General features: G+C 55.5%; 19 protein-coding genes. 16 read left to right on the forward strand and 3 right to left on the reverse strand.

Annotation, left to right across the window (positions count from 1 at the left end):
* Positions 1–3 precede the first annotated feature (3 nt).
* Positions 4–732: an SDR family NAD(P)-dependent oxidoreductase gene (locus V7676_RS00140; protein WP_335657635.1), complete on the reverse strand. Its 729-nt coding sequence runs from the start codon at positions 730–732 to the stop codon at positions 4–6.
* A gap of 147 nt (positions 733–879) precedes the next feature.
* On the opposite strand from V7676_RS00140, the gene V7676_RS00145 reads away from it, so the two are divergent.
* The 16 genes from V7676_RS00145 to V7676_RS00220 all read left to right on the forward strand — a co-directional run bounded on the left by V7676_RS00145 (position 880) and on the right by V7676_RS00220 (position 16,420).
* On the forward strand, positions 880–1,431 hold the full coding sequence (locus tag V7676_RS00145) for a TetR/AcrR family transcriptional regulator (RefSeq protein ID WP_335657636.1): 552 nt from the start codon (positions 880–882) through the stop codon (positions 1,429–1,431).
* 437 nt (positions 1,432–1,868) lie between these two features.
* On the forward strand, positions 1,869–3,842 hold the full coding sequence (locus tag V7676_RS00150) for a conjugal transfer protein TraG (protein ID WP_335658868.1): 1,974 nt from the start codon (positions 1,869–1,871) through the stop codon (positions 3,840–3,842).
* Between the two features lie 11 nt (positions 3,843–3,853).
* Entirely contained in the window at positions 3,854–4,270 is a 417-nt protein-coding gene (locus tag V7676_RS00155; RefSeq protein ID WP_335657637.1) for a CopG family transcriptional regulator, read from the forward strand.
* A 240-nt stretch (positions 4,271–4,510) separates the two neighbouring features.
* The gene (gene trbB, locus V7676_RS00160; protein ID WP_442955379.1) at positions 4,511–5,473 is read left to right on the forward strand and encodes a P-type conjugative transfer ATPase TrbB; all 963 of its coding nucleotides are present in this window, start codon (positions 4,511–4,513) and stop codon (positions 5,471–5,473) included.
* Positions 5,474–5,477: 4 nt separating this feature from the next.
* Complete coding sequence (locus V7676_RS00165) at positions 5,478–5,798, forward strand: TrbC/VirB2 family protein (protein WP_335657638.1); 321 nt, start codon at positions 5,478–5,480, stop codon at positions 5,796–5,798.
* Complete coding sequence (locus tag V7676_RS00170) at positions 5,798–6,070, forward strand: VirB3 family type IV secretion system protein (protein ID WP_335657639.1); 273 nt, start codon at positions 5,798–5,800, stop codon at positions 6,068–6,070. The genes V7676_RS00165 and V7676_RS00170 overlap by 1 nt, the downstream gene beginning before the upstream one ends.
* Before the next feature lie 5 nt (positions 6,071–6,075).
* Positions 6,076–8,508, forward strand: coding sequence for a conjugal transfer protein TrbE (trbE, locus tag V7676_RS00175; RefSeq protein ID WP_335657640.1), 2,433 nt, complete (start codon positions 6,076–6,078; stop codon positions 8,506–8,508).
* A gap of 2 nt (positions 8,509–8,510) precedes the next feature.
* A complete protein-coding gene (gene trbJ, locus V7676_RS00180; RefSeq protein WP_335657641.1) occupies positions 8,511–9,260 on the forward strand; it encodes a P-type conjugative transfer protein TrbJ in 750 nt (249 codons plus the stop codon).
* On the forward strand, positions 9,257–9,562 hold the full coding sequence (trbK-alt, locus tag V7676_RS00185; protein WP_335657642.1) for a putative entry exclusion protein TrbK-alt: 306 nt from the start codon (positions 9,257–9,259) through the stop codon (positions 9,560–9,562). Before trbJ ends, trbK-alt begins: the two co-directional genes overlap by 4 nt.
* Before the next feature lie 4 nt (positions 9,563–9,566).
* The gene (gene trbL / locus V7676_RS00190; RefSeq protein WP_335657643.1) at positions 9,567–10,844 is read left to right on the forward strand and encodes a P-type conjugative transfer protein TrbL; all 1,278 of its coding nucleotides are present in this window, start codon (positions 9,567–9,569) and stop codon (positions 10,842–10,844) included.
* 5 nt (positions 10,845–10,849) lie between these two features.
* Positions 10,850–11,527, forward strand: a complete 678-nt coding sequence (trbF, locus tag V7676_RS00195) for a conjugal transfer protein TrbF (RefSeq protein ID WP_442955401.1) — start codon at positions 10,850–10,852, stop codon at positions 11,525–11,527.
* The gene (trbG, locus tag V7676_RS00200) at positions 11,524–12,516 is read left to right on the forward strand and encodes a P-type conjugative transfer protein TrbG (protein ID WP_335657645.1); all 993 of its coding nucleotides are present in this window, start codon (positions 11,524–11,526) and stop codon (positions 12,514–12,516) included. The genes trbF and trbG overlap by 4 nt, the downstream gene beginning before the upstream one ends.
* Positions 12,513–13,667, forward strand: coding sequence for a TrbI/VirB10 family protein (locus tag V7676_RS00205; protein ID WP_335657646.1), 1,155 nt, complete (start codon positions 12,513–12,515; stop codon positions 13,665–13,667). Before trbG ends, V7676_RS00205 begins: the two co-directional genes overlap by 4 nt.
* Before the next feature lie 9 nt (positions 13,668–13,676).
* Positions 13,677–13,901: a DUF2274 domain-containing protein gene (locus tag V7676_RS00210; RefSeq protein WP_335657647.1), complete on the forward strand. Its 225-nt coding sequence runs from the start codon at positions 13,677–13,679 to the stop codon at positions 13,899–13,901.
* Complete coding sequence (locus tag V7676_RS00215; RefSeq protein WP_335657648.1) at positions 13,902–15,227, forward strand: tyrosine-type recombinase/integrase; 1,326 nt, start codon at positions 13,902–13,904, stop codon at positions 15,225–15,227. It abuts the gene before it with no gap.
* Positions 15,224–16,420, forward strand: a complete 1,197-nt coding sequence (locus tag V7676_RS00220) for a tyrosine-type recombinase/integrase (RefSeq protein WP_335657649.1) — start codon at positions 15,224–15,226, stop codon at positions 16,418–16,420. The genes V7676_RS00215 and V7676_RS00220 overlap by 4 nt, the downstream gene beginning before the upstream one ends.
* A 379-nt stretch (positions 16,421–16,799) precedes the next feature.
* Here the strand turns inward: V7676_RS00220 and V7676_RS00225 are convergent, their stop codons facing one another.
* Both V7676_RS00225 and V7676_RS00230 read right to left on the reverse strand, forming a co-directional pair.
* Positions 16,800–18,188: a sulfatase family protein gene (locus tag V7676_RS00225; RefSeq protein WP_335657650.1), complete on the reverse strand. Its 1,389-nt coding sequence runs from the start codon at positions 18,186–18,188 to the stop codon at positions 16,800–16,802.
* A gap of 28 nt (positions 18,189–18,216) precedes the next feature.
* A complete protein-coding gene (locus V7676_RS00230) occupies positions 18,217–19,077 on the reverse strand; it encodes an SMP-30/gluconolactonase/LRE family protein (protein WP_335657651.1) in 861 nt (286 codons plus the stop codon).
* Positions 19,078–19,096: the final 19 nt, after the last annotated feature.

Genomic DNA, 19,096 nt, shown 5'->3' on the forward strand with positions numbered 1-19,096 from the left:
CGCTCACCAGTTCTCGCTGAAGGGACGTAAATCCAGCTCATGTGTCCAGGCCGAGCGTTGCTGCGTGTGTATCATCCAGTAGGCATCGGCAATCGCATCGGGGTGAAGCGCACCATCGCGGCCAAGCTTTTCGAGATACTCGCCGAAATGCGTTTGCGCCCGCTCGCCATTGACCACGCCGTCAATAATGATGTGGGCGACGTGTACGCCCTTGGGGCCATATTCCCGCGCCAGGGCTTGCACCAGATTGCGCAGCGCCGCTTTCGCCGACCCAAACTGTCCAAACATGGGTTTTCCGCGCAATGATGCCGATGCGCCGGTGAAAAGCAAGCTGCCCTTTCCCTGTCGTTCCAATATTGGCAAGGCCCGCTTTGCTGCTAAAAATGCTCCAAAGCAACCCACACGCCAAAAAGCTTCAAACTGCTCAGCCGACAAATCCCTAAATGGCGTCGGAAAATTACCACCGGCGTTATAAATGACCGCCGCAACCGGTGCTTCATCTGCTGCAACGCTATCAAACAGTGCGGCAATATCATTCTGGGAGGTAACGTCGGTGGCTTTGGCTTCCGCTGATCCTCCAGATTCGTTGATCTGCTTGGCTGACTGCTCGATTTTCTCAAGGCTTCGGCCTGATATAATAATGTGCATGTCTTCGCAGGCAAAGCGCCGCGCCAAGGCACCGCCAACACCCTCCGGCGGACCAGCGCCCAAAATCAACACCTTTTCTTTCACCAAAATACCTTCATCAGCTTAAACCTGCCTGCGACTTTTTTCTTTGCCGTTGCGATTGCAAAATGTATAAGAACGACCATTCTATAAATAGGATCACAAATGCCACGCCCCCGACTGGAGTCAAGAGAAAAGCTGCTACCAAACGCAATGAGGCTGTTTTGGGAAAACGGCTACCACGTCACCTCGATGGATGATCTGGTCAAGGCGACAGGTGTGGCGCGCGGCGGTATTTACTCGGATTTTGGCGGCAAGGCCGAGCTGTTTCGCGCTTCCCTTGATCATTATCGCGAGGAAATCGCGGCACCAGCCATTGCTATTTTATATTCTGAACAAGCGGGACTAGAGGCAATTGAGGCCTATTTTCAGCATTTCATTGCGATGCACAAGAAGCGCGGCATGCCTGGGCCGGGATGTTTTATCGCCAACAGCATGACAGAAGTTGGTCCGCATGAAGCTGTTGTTCAGGCAATGGTCAATGCGCATAGCGAGGAATTGCGTGCTGCATTCTTGATTGCACTTGAGCGGGCAAAAGGTGTTTCAAAAACTGGTATTTCTCATCCCAACTTCGATGAACTCGCACAATTCCTCGTAACCTCCAGCCAAGGACTATGGTCCTATGCAAGATCGACCACAGATTTTTCGTTACTGGAAAGCTATGTTCGGATACTAATGGATTTGCTTCGTGCCCGTCTGGCTTGATCCCTGCTAACATACCGTCGCGCGCACAGCGAAGGGTTCGACGTTTGCTTTGTCACGCGCTTGCACCGCAGAAAGCTGTATAAGCTATGGAAGCATAGCGGCCCGTTTTTTCGAACAGCAATTTATAGGCACGTGTGTTTGTCGGATGCCAAACTCTTAGTTTTCGATCAGGTACCAAGTCGGCGCGGACACCGATAGGTTTGCAACCATAAGGACGACTGGTTCTATGGAAAAGCGTTCAAAAGCCGACAGTCCGCAATCGGCCCAAAAGCTACCGCTATATATTGGTTTTTGGAATGACCGTAATCCACCCAGTTGCAGTCATTAGCGCTAGAACCTGTTTTTCTGCGCTAATACACGCGGCCGTACATTCGGTGTCATGCTATACTTGAATTGACTCACGTCTAGCTAGAAAAATCGTGCTTTTGCGGAGTTCGATTGCCATGACGAAGATACTCTGGGGCCAAATTATCGCGGTGTTCAGTATAATTTTTGCAAGCGTTTGGGCAGCAACTCAATATGCAGCATCGCGTCTTGGGTATCAGGCTGAACTGGGCGAGCCTTGGTTCATGTTAACGGACTATCCGGTCTATCCGCCACCTGCCTTTCTGTGGTGGTGGTTTGCTTTTGAGGCTTATGCACCGGATATATTCCTGCGGGCAGGCGGTATAGCTGTATCCGGCGCAGGCATCGCCATTGTCATCGCGATCGCCATGTCCGTTTGGCGGGCGCGGGAAGCGAAACGTGCTGAAACATACGGATCGGCGCGCTGGGCTGACCGCCGGGATTTGGCGCGCGCGGGGCTGTTTGAACAAAACGGCGTTATGTTGGGGCGTTTTCGCGGCCAGTATCTTCGCCATGACGGGCCGGAGCATGTGCTTTGTTTTGCGCCTACGCGATCGGGCAAAGGCGTCGGGCTGGTTGTGCCAACATTGCTGACCTGGCCAGGCAGCGCCATCGTTCATGATATCAAGGGCGAGAACTGGGGGCTGACCGCTGGCTATCGTTCGCGCTTCGGGCGCGTGCTGCTCTTCGATCCCACCAATGCTGATAGCGATGCCTATAATCCGCTTCTGGAAATCCGGCGGGGCGCAAGTGAAGTCCGCGATGTCCAGAATGTTGCCGATATACTGGTTGACCCTGAAGGCTCGCTTGAACGGCGCAACCACTGGGAGAAGACCAGCCATGCCTTGCTAGTCGGCGCGATATTGCACGTTCTTTATGCGGAAGCTGACAAGACGCTCGCTGGCGTGGCAACATTCCTCTCCGATCCCAAAAGGCCGATAGAGGCCACACTAAAGGTCATGATGAGCACTGCGCATCTGGGTGCAGCCGGTCCGCATCCGGTTGTGGCATCTGCGGCGCGCGAACTGTTTAACAAGTCGGAAAATGAGCGATCCGGCGTGCTTTCGACCGCCATGTCCTTCCTGGGCCTATATCGTGACCCGGTTGTGGCGCAAGTTACACGCTGCAGTCAGTGGAATATCTCTGATCTGGTGAATGGCGATGAGCCTGTGACGCTGTATCTGGTCGTACCTCCGTCTGACATTAGCCGAACGAAGCCGCTGATCCGTTTGGTGCTCAATCAGATCGGGCGGCGATTGACCGAGGATTTGAGCGGCAGTACAAAAAGGCAAAAATTACTGCTCATGCTTGATGAGTTTCCGGCATTGGGTCGTTTGGATTTCTTTGAGTCCGCATTGGCATTTATGGCGGGCTATGGCCTCAAAGCCTTCCTTATCGCACAATCGCTCAACCAGATTGAAAAGGCCTATGGCCCTAACAATGCAATTCTGGACAATTGCCATGTGCGGGTGAGCTTTGCGACCAATGACGAGCGCACCGCAAAACGGGTGTCTGATGCGCTTGGCACCGCTACCGAGATGCGCGCCATGAAAAACTATGCCGGCCACCGGCTCAGTCCATGGCTCGGTCACTTGATGGTATCGCGCTCGGAAACCGCCCGGCAACTCCTCACGCCGGGAGAGATCATGCAACTGCCGCCCGACGATGAAATCGTCATGCTCTCTGGACTACCGCCAATCCGCGCCAAGAAAACCAGATATTATACCGATCCTGCCTTGCAGCGCCGGGTTTTGCCGCCCCCAGAATTCCGCTCATCGGCAGACGGGGCGGCGCATTACGAAGACTGGACATCGCTTCCAAAGCCGGAATTGTTGTTCATGGATGGCGAAGAACTGATCGAGGAAGAACTGGCTGATAGCGACGGAGCTATTCGTCGGAACCCGGAGCTTTCAGATCATGATGCGGTTGTATCAAAACCAGAACCAAAATCTGAATTTACCTTTGATGATAGCGAACCGGAAAGCGAAGAAAGCGCGGTCCAGCGGCAGGCGTTCAGACTGGCGCGCGCTGCCAGTCTCAATCCCAACGATGGAATTGATCTGTAAGGAACTAGAATATGCGTATAAAACATACTTTCCGTTTGCCGCCTAAACTGTCATCGCATCTTGTGGACTACGCCGCACGCAAGCGGGTGACACAGGCGCTTGTCGTAGAAACTGCCCTGGCATCCTATCTGTCGCCGGATAGCAGCGAGCGCATGGAAGCAGCTTTAACGCGGCGATTGGATCGAATGTCGCGCCAGCTCGAACGACTAGAACGTGATGTTGAGATATCCAATGAAGCGATATCGCTGTTCGTTCAATTCTGGCTGACCACCACGCCGCCTTTGCCCGAAAGTGAATTGAAGGCAGCTAGGATATTGGGCCAAAGTCGCCATGCGGATTTCATTGCGGCACTTGGAGAGCGCGTTGGCGGGCATCGCAGCCTTGCTGGAGATATTGAGCAGCAAATCGATCCCATAGACTCGGACTAACCAGCAACTACACATGTTATTGATTGCGCTTTAGCCTCTTGCGCTTTTTGGCGCACCGAGTCGAAATTCTATCGTTCCGTTTGGTTGAAAATTGTTAACGCTGCTTCGCCATACCAAGTCTTTATACGCTGCAGCACTACTACGCCCTCACGATTGTTGAACTACTCTAAAAAGCTGCTTTTTAGCTGAACCCCACCCACGCAGTTGCAATTCCGCAGCTGCAATCAGGAGACGGGGTTCATGCAAACAGGCGCAGTCATTTCTATAACGCCAACAAGGCTAGGCAGTATGCTGCGCACCGCATTGGGCGCAGAAATTGCCGAATGGCTTGCTGAACCACAAGTCGTGGAAATCATGCTCAATCCGGACGGCCGGATATGGCTTGACCGGTTGGACACAGGCCTTGCCCAAACATCCTCCTTTCTAAGCGCAGCCGACGGCGAACGCATCATCCGGCTAATAGCCCATCATGTCGGTGCCGAGGCCCACGCCGCATCGCCTCGTATTTCCGCAGAACTTCCCGAAACCGGCGAACGGTTTGAGGGCTTGCTACCACCGCTGGTCGCAGCGCCATGTTTTGCCATTCGCAAACCCGCCGTCTCGGTGTTCAGTCTCGGTGATTATGTGGCGGCAGGCATCATGTCCGATGCGCAAGCCGACGCATTACGTGACAGCGTTGCATCGCGCGCCAACATTCTGGTCGCAGGCGGTACATCAACCGGCAAGACGACTTTGGTCAATGCGCTGCTAGCAGAAGTTGCCAAAACCGATGACCGCGTGGTGCTGATTGAGGACACGCGCGAGCTGCAATGCGCTGCGCCCAATCTGGTCGCGCTGCGCACCAAGGACGGCGTAACCAGCCTGTCTGATCTTGTCCGGTCCGCGCTGCGCTTGCGGCCTGACCGCATTCCTATTGGCGAGGTGAGGGGAGCCGAGGCGCTCGACCTGCTCAAAGCTTGGGGCACAGGACATCCCGGCGGTGTTGGAACCATTCATGCCGGTTCTGCTTTGGGCGCGCTGCGCCGGATGGAGCAGCTGATTCAAGAGGCGGTCGTTACCGTCCCGCGCCCGCTTATTGCCGAAACCATCAATTTGATTGCCGTTCTTGCCGGGCGCGGATCGCAGCGCCGCTTGGCCGAGCTTAGCCAAGTCACCGGCCTCGATAGCGCCGGCGATTATCAACTCACCCCAATCGGAGAATAGCTTTATGACAATCAACAAACCCCGTCTGGCATCCTGCGCCATTGCTGCGGCAACGCTGATCGCAATGTCCAGCCCCGCTTATGCTTCAGGCTCAGGCATGCCGTGGGAAGCGCCGCTGGAATCGATCCTTGAATCGATACAAGGCCCGGTTGCCAAGATCATGGCCGTGATCATTATCATTATCACCGGACTGACGCTGGCTTTTGGCGATACGGCAGGCGGGTTTCGCCGGTTGATCCAGATCGTCTTTGGTCTGTCGATTGCCTTTGCTGCCTCCAGTTTCTTTCTCTCCTTCTTCTCCTTCGGTGGAGGGGCTGTAATCTGATGGAAAATTCCTCCCCTGATTTTCCCGGATTAACCGTGCCCCTTCACCGTTCGCTCGCCGAGCCGATCTTGCTCGGCGGCGCGCCCAGAGCTGTCGCCATCGCCAATGGTACCATCGCGGCGGCTCTGGGATTGGGGCTTCGCCTCTGGCTTGTGGGTCTGCTCTTTGGCCTTATCGGCCATCTCATCTCTGTCTGGGCAGCCAAACGCGATGTGCAATTTGTCGACGTCGTTCGGCGCCATCCCCGTTATCCCAGCTACTTGGGAGTGTGACAGCGATGCTCAATCTCTCCGAATATGCCCGCAAGCCCAAATTGCTCGCTGACTATCTTCCTTGGGCGGCCATGGTCGCCCCCGGCATTGTGCTTAATAAGGATGGCAGCTTGCAAAGATCGGCGCGGTTTCGCGGGCCCGATCTTGATAGCGCGACGCCAGCAGAACTGGTGGGTGCAAGCGCACTGCTTAATAATGCGCTGCGCCGACTGGGTTCGGGCTGGGCGATATTTGTCGAAGCGCAGCGGCTGCCCGCTGGCGATTATCCGGCAAGCCTTTTTCCCGACGCGGCATCTGCCATTGTCGATGAAGAACGCCGCGCCGGGTTTGAAGAAGAGGGCGCGCATTTCATATCCGATTATGTACTGACGCTTTTGTGGCTTCCGCCCGAAGATCAAAAGGCCGCAGGTGAATCCTGGCTTTATGAAGGCCGCGAGAAGGAGGGCCAGTTTGACTGGCGCGAACATCTCAAAACCTTCAGCGACCGCACCCAACAATTATTGGGGCTTATCGAGACCTTCATGCCCGAAGCATATTGGCTCGATGATGAGGAGACCTTGTCATTCCTGCATAGCTGTATCTCCACCAAGCGCCAGAAGGTGCGGCTACCCGAAGCGCCGATCTATCTTGATGCGCTGATTGCCGATGAGCCGCTCACTGGCGGGCTCGAACCGAAACTCGGCGACAAGCATTTGCGCACGCTATCTGTGATTGGTTTTCCGGGCTCGACCACCCCGGGCTTGCTCGATGATCTGAATCGGCTCGCTTTTCCCTATCGCTGGTCAACCCGTGCGCTGTGTCTCGACAAGACCGATGCGACAAAGCTGCTGGGCAAAATCCGCCGTCAATGGTTTGCAAAACGTAAATCGGTTGCGGCGATCATCAAGGAAGTGATGACCAATGAGGCGTCGGTATTGCTCGACAGCGATGCCGCGAACAAAGCCGAGGATGCCGATCAGGCGCTGCAGGAATTGGGCGCAGACTATGTTGGCGCGGCCTATATCACAATTACAATAACGGTATCGGGTGATACTGCGACCGGTGCCAATGCGCGGCTCGCGCAGATCGAGAAAATTATTCAGTCGCGCGATTTCACTTGCATCAAGGAAAATATCAATGCGCTCGAAGCCTGGATGGGCAGCTTGCCGGGCCATGTCTATGCCAATGTCCGTAGCTTTCCGGTCTCGACGCTAAATCTCGCGCATCTCATGCCGCTCTCTGCGGTCTGGGCCGGTCCGGAGATCAATGAACATTTGAACGCGCCGCCTTTGTTTCTGGCAAAGACGCAAGGCTCGACGCCGTTTCGCTTTTCGGGTCATGTCGGCGATGTCGGTCATATGCTGGTCGTTGGCCCCACTGGCGCGGGCAAATCGGTATTGCTGGGTTTCATCGCGATGCAATTCCGGCGCTATGAAAATGCCAAGATATTCGCCTTTGACTTTGGCGGCTCAATCCGCGCGGCCATTCTGGCAATGGGCGGCGAATGGCAGGACCTGGGCGGCAACATCACGGAGCAGGCGCGCCCGATCACCTTGCAGCCGCTGCGTAATATTGACGATCCCGCGACCTGTACATGGGCGGCGGGCTGGATAGCCTCGATCTTGGCGCATGAGGGGGTTGCTATCGATCCCGACGTCAAGGATCATGTCTGGACCGCCTTGCAGTCCCTCGCATCCGCGCCGCTGCAGGAGCGCACGCTTACCGGCTTGTCGATATTATTACAGAACCAGCGGATCAAACAGGCGCTTGCGCCTTATTGTCTGGGCGGCAGCTGGGGTGAAATGCTCGATGCCGACGAAGAAAGGCTGGGCCAGTCCGGTTTGCAAGCTTTTGAGACCGAAGGCCTTATGGGATCTGCCGCTGCGCCTGCGGTCCTTTCTTATCTGTTCCACCGGATAGAATGTTCGCTGACCGGCGATCCCGCGCTGATCATCATTGATGAGGGCTGGCTAGCGCTCGCCGACACTGGCTTTGGCGCGACATTGCGCGAATGGCTCAAAACGCTGCGCAAGAAAAATGCCAGCGTCGTATTTGCGACCCAGTCCCTCAGCGACATCGATGGCTCCGCCCTCGCGCCCGCCTTGATTGAAAGCTGCCCGACGCGGGTTTTCCTGCCCAATGACCGCGCGCTGGAGCCTCAGATTGCTGCGATCTACCGCCGCTTTGGTCTCAATGACCGGCAGATAGAGATGACCGCGCATAGCGTTCCCAAGCGCGATTATTATGCCCAGAGCCGCGACGGCAACCGGATGTTCGATTTAGGGCTTGGCCCGGTCGCACTCGCCTTTTGCGCCAGCTCTTCCAAAACCGATCATGCCGCGATGACTGAAATCCTATCGCGAGATGACCCAGCGGCCTTCGCTGTGTCGTGGCTGCGCCACAAATCGCTCGGTTGGGCCGCCGACCTTTTACCCACCCTAACCCCCGAAGGAGAATAGAAATGAAAAATACAAAATTTCGTGACCGCATGATTGCCATGATGGCGGCGACCGCATTGACGGTGCCTGCCATGCTCCCTGCGCCAGCGCATGCCATTATTGTATATGACCCCACCAACTATGCGCAAAACCTGCTGCAGGCGACGCGCGCGCTCGAACAGATCAGAAACCAGATCCAGTCGCTGCAAAATGAAGCGCAGTCGCTGCTCAACGAAGCCGCCAATCTCAAGAAGCTGCCGAAGTCGGTCATGGCCGAGGTCGATAAATCGGTGCAAGCTACGCAAAGTCTTCTGAAAGACGCGCAGCGCATTGCTTATGATGTCCAGAAGGTCGATGAGGCCTTCTCCAAACGCTACAACCAAAACAGCCTGACCGGCTCGGATGCACAGCTCGTAGATCAGGCACGCGGGCGCTGGGCCGATAGTATCGGCGGCTTTCAAGATGCACTTCGCGTTCAGGCGGGCATTGTGCAATCGATTGATTTGACCCGCGCAAAGACCAACGACCTGATCACCAGCAGCCAAGGATCAGCTGGCGCATTGCAAGCAGCGCAGGCCGGCAATCAACTGCAGGCACTGCAATTGAAGCAGCTAACGGACTTGACCGCACTTCTTGCTGCTAATGGCCGCGCACAAATATTGGATGCTGCGGCGAAGTCGAGTGCAAAAGCGCAGGCGCGCGAACAGTTCAAGCGCTTCCTAAGCGGCGAGAACAGCTATCAGAAATCCACTGTCCGCCTGTTTCGCAAGTGACTGAGGAACGTCATCCATTGCTGAAGCGTGTGGCTGTCGGAATGGCTGGCCTCGCGCTTGTCATCGGCATCGCCGCCGGATTTTTCCGCGCGGTCGGATCGCCGGAAGCGAGCGGCCCTGCTGCCAGTCATCTGGCGCAGCCCGATCCGCTTTCCGTTGAACTGCGCCGCTGCTCTAGCTTGCCGCAAAGCAAAGCAATGGATGACACCAAATGCCGCCGCGCCTGGATATTAAACCGCCAGCGCTTCTTCGGGCAGTCGAAAGAACTGCTCTCCGATCTGCCTGATAGAAACAAGGAATAGCATCATGCAATCAACAGGTGTTATCGACAGATTTCTGGATGTCTTTTCGCGTTATATCGATAGCGGCTTTGGTTTGCTTCAAGGCGAGGTTGCTTTCTTGGCGACAACGCTGATCGTCATTGATGTAACACTCGCGGCATTATTCTGGACCTTTGGCGAACCGGACAACATCCTCGCGCGGCTAATCAAGAAGACTCTGTTCATCGGCGCTTTTGCCTATATTATCGGCAACTGGAACGCGCTTGCCAATATCATCTTCGACAGTTTTGCAGGACTTGGCCTCAAGGCCACTGGCGGCGCGTTGAGCGCAGCCGATTTGCTGCAACCCGGAAAAATCGCCGCTGTAGGTCTCGATGCAGGCAGGCCGCTGCTTGAATCCATCGGCGAGCTGATGGGCTATGTTTCCTTTTTCGAGAATTTTGTGCAGATCGTCATCTTGCTCCTGGCATGGTTTATCGTGCTGATTGCCTTTTTCTTCATTGCCATCCAGCTCTTCATCACACTCATTGAATTCAAACTCACCACGCTTGCGGGCTTCATCCTCATTCCCTTCGGCCTTTTTGGCAAAACCGCTTTCCTCGCCGAGCGCGTGCTCGGCAATGTCGTGGCCTCAGGCATCAAGGTGCTGGTGCTTGCTGTCATCATTGGTATCGGCACTACGATATTCAGCGAATTTACCGCTGGTTTTGCGGGTGAGCAGCCCACACTCGAAGATGCGGCCGTCTTGATCCTCGCAGCATTGTCCATGCTCGGTCTCGCGCTCTTTGGTCCTGGCATTGCCAACGGCCTGATATCGGGTGGTCCGCAATTGGGTGCAGGCGCTGCGGTTGGAACTGGTCTTGCGGTTGCAGGAGCGGGCGTGGCAGGCGCTGCCGGTGCGCGCATGGCTGGCGGCGCTGCGATGGGCGGCGTCAAGAAAGCAGCAGCTATTTCAGGGGCAGCTTCTGGCGGGTTTTCGGATGCCAAAGCGGCATCGGGCGGTAAGACCGGCGCAGGGATAGCAGGCGGCGCAAAAGCTGCTGCATCCGAGGCTGCCAGTCCGCTGCGCCGGGCAGGGCAGAATATCAGCAGCAGCTTTGCTGATGGCAAGGCCCGTGCAAGCGGAGCAGCTGCGGGCGCTGAGAGCAGCGCTTCATCAGCCCAAGACCAAACCCAGCCACAATGGGCTAAAAAAATGCACCGCGCGCAGGATATGAAAAGCGGCGCGACACTCGCTGCCCATGCTGCACGTTCATCCGATAGCGGCGGCAGCTCCACCCAGATCAATGTGAAGGAAGACTGATGCGCTTGTTTAAACGACCCGCCATAAGATACGCGACCACGCCCGAGGCTGAAACGCCCTACCGGCGTGCAGGTCAGATATGGGATGACCGGATTGGCTCGGCCCGCGTGCAAGCCAGAAACTGGCGCCTTATGGCCTTTGGCTGCCTTGCCCTGGCAGCCGGCGCAAGCGGCGCGCTGGTCTATCAGTCGCTGCAGGGCACCGTGGTTCCCTGGGTGGTAACAGTCGACAAACTCGGCGAGGCACAGGCCGCCGGGCCAGCTTCGGCCGATTACCAGCCGACCGATCCGCAAATTGCCTGGCATCTGGCGCAATTTATCGAACATGTGCGCTCGGTGTCCGCCGACCCGATCATTGTGCGCAAGAACTGGCTTAGAGCCTATGATTATGTGACTGACAAGGGCGCACTTGCGCTTAACGACTATGCCAAGGCGAATGATCCTTTTGCGCAAATTGGCGAGCATCAGGTGGCCGTCGAGGTCGCGAGCGTCATACGCGCATCGGACAAATCCTTCCGCATAGCCTGGATCGAGCGCCATTATGACAATGGCCAATTGAGCCGCACCGAACGCTGGAGCGCAATTGCGACCATCCATATTCAGCCCTCACGCACCCCCGAAGACATCCGCAAAAACCCGCTGGGCATATTTGTCCATGCCCTCAACTGGTCAAAGGAGCTATGACAATGCTATCCCCCCACAAACTGTTATTCTGTTCAATGGTCTTGCCGCTGGCGCTCTCTGCTTGCGGCCATAGCGGCGATAAGGCGCGGTACATGCCGCCTGCGCAGATGAGCGCAGCAAGGCTGCTTATTCCGCCGCCGCCCGAGCCACAGGCTGTTACCTTACCGGCAATATTACCCGGCCAGATGAAAAAGCTGGAACGCGAGAAGACAAAGCGCAAATTGGCTTCGCCGCTTGCCCGGATAGCCGAAGCCAACAAGAAAGCCCGCGTTCAGCCAGCAGGCGAGGGCTTTATCAACGCCGTGCAGATTTACCCCTGGGCCAAAGGGTCGCTTTATCAGGTTTATACCGCGCCCGGCCAGATCAGCGACATCGCGCTACAGCCCGGCGAGCGGCTGATTGGGTCTGGGCCGGTGGCAGCAGGCGATACTGTGCGCTGGATCATCGGCGATACGATCAGCGGCAGCGGCGCAAATGCCCGCGTCCATATATTGGTGAAGCCGGTGTCAAGCCGTCTATCCACAAATCTGATTATCAACACCGACCGGCGCACCTATCATCTGGAGCTTAATTCCACGCCCAAAGCCTATATGGCATCGGTAAGCTGGACATATCCGCAAGATGAGCTGCGCGCGCTCGCAAATAGCGCGAGCTGGCCGCGATCAACCGAACCGCTTGGCTCAGGAATGTCGCTCGACAATCTCAATTTTGCCTACAAGATAAGTGGTGATAAGCCCGACTGGCGGCCGGTCCGTGTCTTTGACGACGGCCGTCAGGTGTTTATCACTTTTCCCAGTGATATCGGTATGGGCGAGTTGCCACCGCTATTTGTCCTTGGCGCGAGTGGAAATGCTGAACTGGTCAATTACCGTGTGCGAAATAATCACATAATTGTGGACAGGCTTTTTAGGGTAGCCGAGCTACGCCTTGGCGCAAAAAAACAGAAAATTGTCCGCATCAAGCGCCGCAAGAAAGCGAACCGGCGATGACCGAAGCTGCGACTAACGAAAATGAAATCCCGCCTGATGGCAGCGGCGATCATGTAAAGGCCGATCCCAGATCAAAGCCATTGCTGCGACTGCGGCCCGAACATATTCCAGTCACGCGATTGTCGCGCAAGGCGCTCATTGCGCTTGGCGGCGGTTTTTCGATCATTATCGGCGCGGCTGCTATCTTCGCTCTGCAGTCTGGCAGTGGCGGTATTGGCCCAAGCGAGCTTTTTGCAACCAATCAGAAACCTTCTGCGGAGAGCCTGGCGGCTTTGCCAAAAGACTATTCGGCCATACCCAAGCTAGGTCCGCCGCTGCCCGGTGATCTGGGTAAGCCGATCCTTGATGCGGGCGCACGATATGAACTGCCGCCAGCAGAATTAGCTCCGCCACCGGTTGATCCGGCGATAGCCGAGCGCCAGCGGCAAAAGGAATCTGCTTTGGCGAGCCAGCTTTTTACCGAAAGCAAGGAAGGCAATCCGCAAACAGTAGCAGCGTCAGATCAATCTCCAGCAACTGTGGATAGCGGTCCTAGTAATTCGCGTGGAAAGGAACCAACTGTAAGCCAGCATCGCCTCCAGAAGCCCGCCAGCCCGTTTCTCATTCAATCAGGTTCGATCCTCTCGGCAGCGTTGGTGACCGGTATTCGCTCCGATGTGCCGGGACAGGTCACAGCTCAAATCACTCAGAACATCTATGACAGTCTTACCGGAAATCATGTGCTGATCCCGCAAGGTGCGAAGCTCGTTGGCAGCTATCAAAGCAATGTTGGTTTTGGACAAAACCGGCTCGCCATCCTCTGGACCCGGCTTTTGCTGCCAAATGGCAAGTCACTTGTCCTTGATGAATTGCCAGCCAGCGATGCGCAAGGCTTTGCCGGATTACAGGACGGCGTTGACTATCATTTTGACCGCCTTGCATTGGCTGCTGGGCTGTCGACGCTGCTCTCGGTGGGATCACAAGCCGGGTCTGCTGGTGACAGCGATATTGCGCGCGCCATAAGAGACGGTGTGTCTGACACAGCAGGGCGTACAGGCGAAGAAATTGTGGCGCGGCAACTGGCTGTCCCGCCAACGATAACGATTAGATCAGGGTATCCCATACGCGTGATTGTCAGCCGTGATCTTGTTCTTGAACCCTATAGAATTTGAAGGAGTGACATGGCTGATTTGCGCCTTAAATCGCTGATTGATGATAAGCCGGTTAAGATGCAGGTGGAATTGCCTGCATCGGTACACCGCGATCTTGAGGCCTATGCGGCAATCATGAGCGGGGAGGGGGGAGATAGCATCGCCCCGCAGCGCCTTATTGCGCCAATGCTAGCTAAGTTTATGGCGAGCGATCGGGCGTTTAAGAAGGCTAAGCGGGCGAACAAGTCGGTTTAAATGTGCACACCGTACGCAATTTCATTGCATGGAAGAGCGCAAGAAGTTGATTTAATTGATAAAATAGCGGATGATGACGAAGGCGTTCGCCACCCCGATAAAGACCATAAGGTCGCCAAGATTGCGGCCAAACTACCTCCAGAAACAACACCCCGAATCATCAAAAGGCGTTCGCGCACCGAGCGGGTAAAACTAACCGGCCACACGGCGCGAAGGATGAGTGATGGCCGAGAGCTGGTCATCTGGGATACCGAGTATCCGGGCTTTGGTTTGCGCTTTCGAGAGAGTGGTCGGAAGACCTGGATTGTCAGCTTCCGCCAGCGTAAGGTCAGGCGCTCGATTACCTTGGGCAGCGTTTCGCAAATGTCGGTCAGACAAGCGAGGCGCGAGGCTCGGCGGATTTTATCGGAAGCCCAATTGGATGGGCTTCCAACCAAGGCAAAGGCGCGCATGAAATCCGCGCCGCTGTTTGCAGATTACGCCGAAGAGTTCTGGGCGGACTATGCGCGGCACTGGAAGCCTACGACCGAGAGTCGCAATCAAAGTGCGCTCAAACTATACCTTCTTCCGTTTTTTGGAGAAATGACGCTCGATGCAATCCAGAAAACAGACATAGCTCGGTTTCGCGATGGCTTGTCGGCTCGACCGCAAATATTTAATCGCGCCATTCCCGTTCTATCGGTGATGATGAAATATGCCGAGCAATTGGGATATCGCCGTATCGATTCCAATCCTTGCCGGGGAACGCCCCGCTATAAGACCAAATTGAAGGAGCGGTATCTGACGCCCGTTGAATATCGCCGCCTTGCGTCCAGCTTAAACGCACTTAAAGACCGCTTTCCCGAAGCGGTTACGATCGTCTGGCTGCTGACATATACCGGGGCGCGCTTTGCAGAAATCCAGAAGTTGCGATGGGAATATGTAAAGCCGCCGAGATTGATGTTGCCGGATAGCAAAACCGGACCCAAGACTATTTATCTCAATGCACAGGCACGAGCGATACTGAATGCAATTCCGGGCAAGAAGCAATCCGGCCTGCTATTCCCAAGTCGTACTATCCCCGACAAACCTATATCCATCGTAAACTCGTGGCCTGTAATCCGGCATCATGCAGCTATCCCTGATGTCAGATTGCATGATCTGCGCCACAGCTTTGCTTCAATAGCAATCCGTGACGGTATGTCGCTGTTGGTAATCGGAAAATTGCTCGGCCACGTCCTGCCGGAAACAACCGCTCGATATGCTCATCTGGCCGATGAGACCATTCAGGATTCAGCTTTGCGGGTCTGTTCGTCAATTGCCTCTGCAATGGGAGGTAGCCAATGACCGCACATAGTCTCACCCGCATTGTTTCAGAGGAACTGGCCGCCATTGGCATTATCAAGTTCCGGGGCGACAACAAGCTAGGAATTCCAAAGCGAACCGTCTGGTCGTTGACCTTGCCGGGATTTGGCATTCGATATTATTATTCAGGCCGCAAAGTATATGTTCTCCAATCGACTATGGCGGGGAAGCAGCGTTTGGTGACGCTGGGCAATGCCAGTATCTTGACCAAGGCCGAAGCGATTGATGTTGCCAAGCGCATCTTGTTGCGCGCGCAGACTGGCGAAAACCCGGCTGAGGAACGCGCGCGTATTCGTTCCGCACCGCGCTATGATATTTTCTTGGAAGAATATTGGCACAAGGCCAGTCCGGGATGGAAGCCGCTGACGCTCAAAACCCATGACAGTTATCGCGGAAACTATCTGGGTTCTGCCTTTAAGGGCAAGTTCATCGACGAGATTGACAAGGCGGATGTCCTTAAATGGTTTGCCTGGGTCAGTGATACCGGGGGACCGGGCGCGGCAAACCGGGCAATGTCGATTTTGAATGCTGCATTTGGAAAGGCCGAACAATGGGGATATATAAACGAAGGTTCCAATCCCTGTCGGGGGATCAGACCGAACAGGCGCAAGAAACTCGAATGCTTCTTGTCCAATGACGAACTGGCGAGACTGGGCAGGGCGTTTGAGGAGCTTAAATCTGAATTCCCGGTTCAGGTGACAGCGTTGCAGATATTGGCGCTAACCGGATGCCGCAGAAGCGAAATTTTGAAACTCACTTGGTCGGAGGTGAGGGGCAATCGCTTACAACTTACAGACAGCAAGACAGGTCCGCGCACGGTCTGGGTGGGTGACGAGGTTCGTGAGTTGATCGCAAACCTCCCGAGAAGACCAGACCAGAAACAGATATTTGTAACGGACAGCGTTTCTGATTTGACCGCAAGTGTCTCCTATGTTTGGCGAAGATTACGGGAGCATAGTAACCTCAATCATGTGCGCTTGCACGATCTTCGCCACAGTTTTGCCAGCCACGCGGCGGCTATGTCCGAGACACTGCCAATGATTGGGAAGTTGCTTGGTCATGCAAGTGTACAATCTACCGCACGCTATGCGCATTTGGATGATGGGAGTGTATTGCAAGCGGCGGAGCGAATTGGAAATTTGATAGATAAAGTGGTCTACAACATCAGTAGGTAGGGATGCAGTTTCGGAGCGTTGCAGACGAAAAAGCGGCCATTCCGCTTCCGCCCCAGAAGCCGACATCGCCAAGAGTAAATTCGCTTCCCGAAAGCCGTCATTCAATCGTGCCGAGTTTAAAGTCTGGAACTGGGCCGGCAGCCGTCAGTCCGCTTTGATACCTAGAATAGCCAATGCAGACATTGGTCGATAGATTGTTGATATGCACCGTTGCTGACAGTCCGGAATGACCATGTTCCGTAAACCGCACCCCGCATTGCGACGCACATTATTTTTTGTCTGCTTTGCTAAAGACTTAGTCTTGTTCGTTCTGTTCATCATTAAGATCACCGAGACATTCACGCAATGCAACCTCAATGCGCCTGCTAGACCGACAGACTCATTCGACACCGAAGCGATCTGCGGCATCTTTGGCGTGGAATCCGTAGCTGAAGCTCTCGGGATCGAAGGGCAAGATACTCTCGTTCCAGCTCGAATATCGCGATTTCAGGTCGGCGAATATATCGGGCATGCGCGCCTTCAGGTTTCCCCGTTCGAGTGGATCTTGAACTACGTCGAACAAGAACTCGTTACCGTTGATCCGCAGATATTTATGATCGCCCATCCGGCACGCCGACTGGTCCAGATGGCGATAGCGCCAGAACAAGGGCCGGATGGGCAGGGTGCCGCCCAGAAGTGCCGGAGATACATCCATGCCGTCTGACGGGCGTTCGGGCGCCGGCGCTGACCCGGCTAGCGCGAGAAATGTGGGTAGCCAGTCCATCGACATGACTTGCTCTGTGCTTTCAGAGCCAGCAGCGATACGGCCAGGCCACCGGACAATCAACGGAACGCGAATTCCGCCTTCAAGCAGTTCCGTCTTTCGACCTGAGAAAGGCCAGTTGTCCGAAAATCGCTCGCCGCCATTGTCGCTTGTGAACACGACGATTGTATCGTCAGCTCTCCCGAGCTGTCCCAACGCTGCCAGCACTTCGCCGACCTTTTCGTCCAAGCGACGCATGATCGCGGCATAGCTTGCCATCGTGCCGCCGTCATAGTGGAAGATGGCCGCTGGCTCTCCAGCTGCGGCAATGCGGGCTGACTCAGCTTGATCGTCGGGTCCTTCCCAGGGCCAGTGCGGTGCAGTGAAGTGCAGACTCATGAAAAATGGTCGGGTGTCAGCTGCATGACGATGAAGCTGCGCGATAGCTTCGCGTGCCAAGATATCGGTCAAATAGCCATGATCATTCGCTGTCGTTTCGTTATCCCACAGGTCGTGCCCCCGGCCAGATGCATGGGTGAAATAATCTGCTCCACCGCCCTGGATACCAAAGAAACGGTCATAACCACTGAGCCTTGGCCCAAACTTTGGAGCGGCGCCCAGATGCCATTTGCCGATCAATGAAGTTGCATATCCCGCTTTCCGAAGTTGTGACGGCAGGGTAGGCTCTTCTGGCGGTAGGCCCATATCGCGGAAGGCCAGGGGCTCCTCGAGTCCGATCGGCAGACGATATTGGTACCGCCCCGTGATCAACGCGGTGCGAGTGGCTGAGCAAACTGGGCTGTTGGCATAGCCCGACATCAACTTCATTCCGCTTCGCGCCAAAGCGTCGATTTGCGGCGTCTCATAGTCCCTGCGTCCGTAACATGAGAGGTCCGCATAGCCCATGTCGTCGGCCATAATGAACAGAATGTTAGGACGTTTGCTTGACGCACGCGCGAGGGCAGGCACTGCTAAAGTCGATGCTGCCGCGGCGAGCATCGTACGTCGATTTAGCGTAAAGGTCATGAGGTTGAGGCAATCATGTTACCACCACTCAATTCAGCCACACCCGCCAGACGACGCCCTGCTGCGCTTCAGTCGCGTAAAGCCAATTTCCTTCGACCAATACGTTGGTAACGAGCAGTCCAGCCTCTGGTGGCAGCTTCAGGTCAGTCAGTGATGCACCTTCCAAGGTCCACCGGGAGATCGTTCCCGCTTCGATATTGGCAGCATAAAGCGTGCCATTCTCATCGAAGGTAAGGCCATCCGGTCCCACCCCACCCACTGTATGGGCGAAGACGTGGGGTACGTTGAACTGCCGGGTAGAATGGCGAGTGGGTATCGACAGGATGCGCTTGGCGGCAAACTCTGCGACCCGAATGCTGTTGCCATCGGGTGCAACGGCAATCCCGTTAGGAAAAGCAAGGCCACCGGCCACAATTTCAGGCTCCCTCGCGCCTGCAGGTAAATAAAATACCCGCCCGTCCTGACGCATGATGTTCGATTGTCCGGGGACGGTGAAGTAAACCCCGCCATGTTGGTCGAGCGCCAGATCATTCGCGATGTCGAGCGGTTGGCTTTCAAATTGCTCGACCAGCGCAGTGACCTCACCAGTTGTTGGATTAACCTTCATCAGGCCGCCGCGCCGCGCTACCACAAGATTGCCCTCAGCATCAACAAGCTGCCCATTGGGCAGATCGCTACTGCGAAGGATGACATGACAGATGCCCTTCGAATCTATCCGCAGAATCCTTCCGTTTAGTGGGTCGCTTACCCCCAAATCGCCGGAAGGCAAGCGGGTGGGTGCCTCCAGGAAACCGCCACAACGTGCCACCTCTTCCCATCGCTCCCGCCGGCTTTCAGTAGAAACTGCACTGGCCGCCACCGGAAGTCCGGTAGCGGCCAGCAGAAGCATTTGCTTGAAAAAGGCACGC

Source organism: Parasphingorhabdus sp. (assembly GCF_036963805.1).
In the GTDB taxonomy this organism is placed as follows: domain Bacteria; phylum Pseudomonadota; class Alphaproteobacteria; order Sphingomonadales; family Sphingomonadaceae; genus Parasphingorhabdus.

What these genes read in the sequence shown, in the direction of transcription:
- V7676_RS00145 (WP_335657636.1), top strand. Translation starts at nt 880, where the DNA reads ATGAGGCTGTTTTGGGAAAACGGCTACCACGTCACCTCGATGGATGAT.
- V7676_RS00155 (WP_335657637.1), top strand. Translation starts at nt 3,854, where the DNA reads ATGCGTATAAAACATACTTTCCGTTTGCCGCCTAAACTGTCATCGCAT.
- trbB (WP_442955379.1), top strand. Translation starts at nt 4,511, where the DNA reads ATGCAAACAGGCGCAGTCATTTCTATAACGCCAACAAGGCTAGGCAGT.
- V7676_RS00165 (WP_335657638.1), top strand. Translation starts at nt 5,478, where the DNA reads ATGACAATCAACAAACCCCGTCTGGCATCCTGCGCCATTGCTGCGGCA.
- V7676_RS00170 (WP_335657639.1), top strand. Translation starts at nt 5,798, where the DNA reads ATGGAAAATTCCTCCCCTGATTTTCCCGGATTAACCGTGCCCCTTCAC.
- trbE (WP_335657640.1), top strand. Translation starts at nt 6,076, where the DNA reads ATGCTCAATCTCTCCGAATATGCCCGCAAGCCCAAATTGCTCGCTGAC.
- trbJ (WP_335657641.1), top strand. Translation starts at nt 8,511, where the DNA reads ATGAAAAATACAAAATTTCGTGACCGCATGATTGCCATGATGGCGGCG.
- trbL (WP_335657643.1), top strand. Translation starts at nt 9,567, where the DNA reads ATGCAATCAACAGGTGTTATCGACAGATTTCTGGATGTCTTTTCGCGT.
- trbG (WP_335657645.1), top strand. Translation starts at nt 11,524, where the DNA reads ATGACAATGCTATCCCCCCACAAACTGTTATTCTGTTCAATGGTCTTG.
- V7676_RS00205 (WP_335657646.1), top strand. Translation starts at nt 12,513, where the DNA reads ATGACCGAAGCTGCGACTAACGAAAATGAAATCCCGCCTGATGGCAGC.
- V7676_RS00210 (WP_335657647.1), top strand. Translation starts at nt 13,677, where the DNA reads ATGGCTGATTTGCGCCTTAAATCGCTGATTGATGATAAGCCGGTTAAG.
- V7676_RS00215 (WP_335657648.1), top strand. Translation starts at nt 13,902, where the DNA reads ATGTGCACACCGTACGCAATTTCATTGCATGGAAGAGCGCAAGAAGTT.
- V7676_RS00220 (WP_335657649.1), top strand. Translation starts at nt 15,224, where the DNA reads ATGACCGCACATAGTCTCACCCGCATTGTTTCAGAGGAACTGGCCGCC.
- V7676_RS00225 (WP_335657650.1), bottom strand. Translation starts at nt 18,188, where the DNA reads ATGACCTTTACGCTAAATCGACGTACGATGCTCGCCGCGGCAGCATCG.
- V7676_RS00230 (WP_335657651.1), bottom strand. Translation starts at nt 19,077, where the DNA reads ATGCTTCTGCTGGCCGCTACCGGACTTCCGGTGGCGGCCAGTGCAGTT.